Genomic DNA, 2,870 nt, shown 5'->3' with positions numbered 1-2,870 from the left:
CCTCGCCGCCGATCGCTCCCGGGAGCGATCCCGAATCGGCGATTCGTCACTAAGCTGCCCCGGTTCAGGGCAATTCGCCCCAAATTCGTCGCAAAATCGACGTTTTGGGGCGTTTTTCTCCCTTTTTTGCTTTGACAAGCCGGGGTCAATCATCGTTAGTGACGCGCCATGGCTTCGGGCCATGAGAATCACTTAACCAACCATAATGCAGGGGTTCCTTAGGCATGAACAAACAAGACCTGATCGCCGCCGTCGCTGACTCGAGCGGCCTGACCAAGGGTGACGCGAGCAAGGCCGTCGAGGCCGTGTTCGACGCGATCACCGGTTCGCTGAAGAAGGGCGGCGAAGTCCGTCTCGTCGGCTTCGGCACCTTCGCGGTCAGCAAGCGCAAGGCATCGACCGGTCGCAACCCGCGCACCGGCGAAACGATGACCATCGCGGCGTCGAACCAGCCGAAGTTCAAGGCCGGCAAGGCCCTCAAGGACGCCGTCAACTAAGTTGGCCGCCGCCTTTTGGTAAAAACATCTCGGGCCGTGGCGAAAGCTGCGGCCCGATTTGCATTTACGGGCGAAATTTCGGGCAAATGGGCGTTGCATTCGCCGCGTCAGCGGCTATGGACGTCCGGCTTTCGGAAGCGCCGGTCATCGGCCGGTACCGGAACGGGCGCGTAGCTCAGCGGTAGAGCACACCCTTCACACGGGTGGGGTCACAGGTTCAATCCCTGTCGCGCCCACCATGGCCCCGGTGCCATGGACTGAACCGAAACCGCGGCTGACATGCCCATTCATCGCCTATTCAATGCTTTCGCGTTAGAGAAACGGCCATGATCCGGACCCTGACCCTCTCCCTCGTTTCCGCGCTGCTGCTGTCGGCAGGCGTGCCGGCGGCCGCGCGCGGCGACCGCGACCAGGACAATCTGCGCGAAGCCGCGGCGCAGGGGCAGGTGATCCCGCTCAACCGGCTGATCGCCGACATCCGTTCGCGCCCGCCCTACAGCGACATGACCTATCTCGGCGGGCCGCAATTCGACGCGAGGCGGATGATCTATGCCCTCAAATTCATGGACGGCAGCCAGGTGGTCGTCGTCTATGTCGATGCCCGTACCGGCCGGATCGTCGGCCGCAAACCCTGACATCCAGCAGGCCGGCGGTCCGTCGCAACGAGATTTTGCGATGATCGTCCGGACTTGATACACAGACGAGAAATGTGGCCGGTTTTGCCCGGTACGCAAAGGAAAGGCGCCTGAATGCGGATTTTGATTGTCGAAGACGAACCCACGCTGGGCCCGCAGCTCAAGGCGACGCTGGAGGGGGCGGGCTATGCCGTCGATCTCGCGACCGACGGCGAAGACGGGCATTTCCTCGGCTCGACCGAAAATTACGACGCCGCGATCCTCGACCTCGGTCTGCCCGAAATCGACGGGCTTACCGTGCTCGACCGCTGGCGCCGCGAAAAGCGCAATTTCCCGGTCCTCGTTCTCACCGCGCGCGACAGCTGGTCGGACAAGGTGGCGGGGCTCGATGCGGGCGCCGACGATTATCTCGCCAAGCCGTTCCAGACCGAGGAACTGATCGCGCGCCTCCGCGCGCTGATCCGCCGCGCGGCGGGCAACGCGTCGAGCGAGCTGATCGCCGGCGATGTCCGTCTCGACACGCGCTCGGGCCGGGTGACGCTCGCCGGCGAACCGGTGAAGCTGACCGCGCAGGAATACAAGCTCCTCTCCTATCTGCTCCACCACAAGGGCAAGGTCGTGTCGCGCACCGAACTGATCGAGCACATCTATGATCAGGATTTCGACCGCGATTCGAACACGATCGAAGTGTTCGTGACGCGCATCCGCAAGAAACTGGGTGCCGACATCATCACGACCATCCGCGGCCTCGGGTACCAGCTCGACGATCCGCAGGGCTGAACCGGCCGGGCATGGCCGACCCCGAACCCGACCAGTCCGACGTGACCGAAGCGGACGCGGCGACAAGGTCCGTCGCGCTGTCGAGCCGGATTACCGGCTCGCTCGCGCGGCGGATGATCGCGATCGCGGCAATCTGGATTTCGGTCCTGCTGATCGGCGGCGGCTTCGCGCTAGATCGCGTGCTGACCAGCGCGATCACGCGCAATTTCGATTCGAGCCTCGAATATGTGCTGATCGCGATGATCCGCTCGTCGGAGATCGGGCCCGACGGCGAGGTGCGGCTGGTCGAACCGCTCGGCGACCAGCGCTTCCTCGAACCCTATAGCGGCCTCTATTGGCAGATCAGCGGCGGCGGGCAGGAGCCCTATCGCTCGCGTTCGCTCTGGGAGCGGACGCTGAAGTCGCCCGCGCCGCACGTCGACAACCAGATCCACACCTATGACAGCAACCAGTTCCCAGAGGAGGAGCTGCGCATCCTCGAACGCAACGTCATCCTGCCGGGCAGTTCGACCAACTGGCGATTCCAGATCGCCCAGTCGCGCGAAGCGCTCGATACGCAGAATCGCGCGGTGCGCGCGACGCTGATCCCCAGCCTCGGGCTGCTCGGTCTCGGTCTGATCATCCTCGCGGCGCTCCAGACCTTCTACGGCCTCTGGCCGCTCCGCCATATCCGGCGCGCGATCGCGGCGATGCGCGGCGGGCAGAACCGGCGCGTCGACGCGCCGCTGCCGCTCGAAGTGCAGCCGATGGTCGACGAACTCAACGCGCTGCTCGCACACAACGAGAAGCAGGCCGAGGAAGCGCGCCTCCACGCCGGCAATCTCGCGCATGCGCTCAAGACCCCGCTCACCGTTCTCGTCAACAGCGCGACCAGCTCGGATTCGGAGCTGGCCGAGACGGTGCGGCGCGAGGCGGCGACGATGCAGCGGCAGGTCGACCATCACCTTGCGCGCGCGCG

The 2,870-nt window shown here is 64.7% G+C and carries 4 protein-coding genes and 1 tRNA gene; all 5 read left to right on the top strand.

All coding sequences use genetic code 11. The features are described 5' to 3' along the window. Nucleotides 1-224: 224 nt before the first annotated feature. Complete coding sequence (locus JHC57_RS21755; RefSeq protein ID WP_037510426.1) at nucleotides 225-497, top strand: HU family DNA-binding protein; 273 nt, start codon at nucleotides 225-227, stop codon at nucleotides 495-497. Between the two features lie 164 nt (nucleotides 498-661). Continuing rightward, nucleotides 662-736: transfer RNA gene (locus JHC57_RS21750), tRNA-Val, on the top strand. Nucleotides 737-823: 87 nt separating this feature from the next. Next, on the top strand, nucleotides 824-1,132 hold the full coding sequence (locus JHC57_RS21745; RefSeq protein WP_294032661.1) for a hypothetical protein: 309 nt from the start codon (nucleotides 824-826) through the stop codon (nucleotides 1,130-1,132). Between the two features lie 114 nt (nucleotides 1,133-1,246). Then, complete coding sequence (locus tag JHC57_RS21740) at nucleotides 1,247-1,912, top strand: response regulator transcription factor (RefSeq protein WP_166939747.1); 666 nt, start codon at nucleotides 1,247-1,249, stop codon at nucleotides 1,910-1,912. 113 nt (nucleotides 1,913-2,025) lie between these two features. After that, nucleotides 2,026-2,870 (top strand): sensor histidine kinase N-terminal domain-containing protein (locus JHC57_RS21735; RefSeq protein WP_294032662.1); only part of this gene is annotated, 845 nt, incomplete at its 3' end.

The sequence above is a fragment of the Sphingopyxis sp. genome, assembly GCF_016463645.1.
GTDB lineage: Bacteria > Pseudomonadota > Alphaproteobacteria > Sphingomonadales > Sphingomonadaceae > Sphingopyxis.
Note: the sequence above shows the minus strand (reverse complement) of the source record. Positions and strands in the feature narration are given on the sequence as shown.

Bases quoted from the DNA above. Each gene is read 5' to 3' on its own strand.
- JHC57_RS21755 (WP_037510426.1), top strand. From the start codon at position 225: ATGAACAAACAAGACCTGATCGCCGCCGTCGCTGACTCGAGCGGCCTG.
- JHC57_RS21745 (WP_294032661.1), top strand. From the start codon at position 824: ATGATCCGGACCCTGACCCTCTCCCTCGTTTCCGCGCTGCTGCTGTCG.
- JHC57_RS21740 (WP_166939747.1), top strand. From the start codon at position 1,247: ATGCGGATTTTGATTGTCGAAGACGAACCCACGCTGGGCCCGCAGCTC.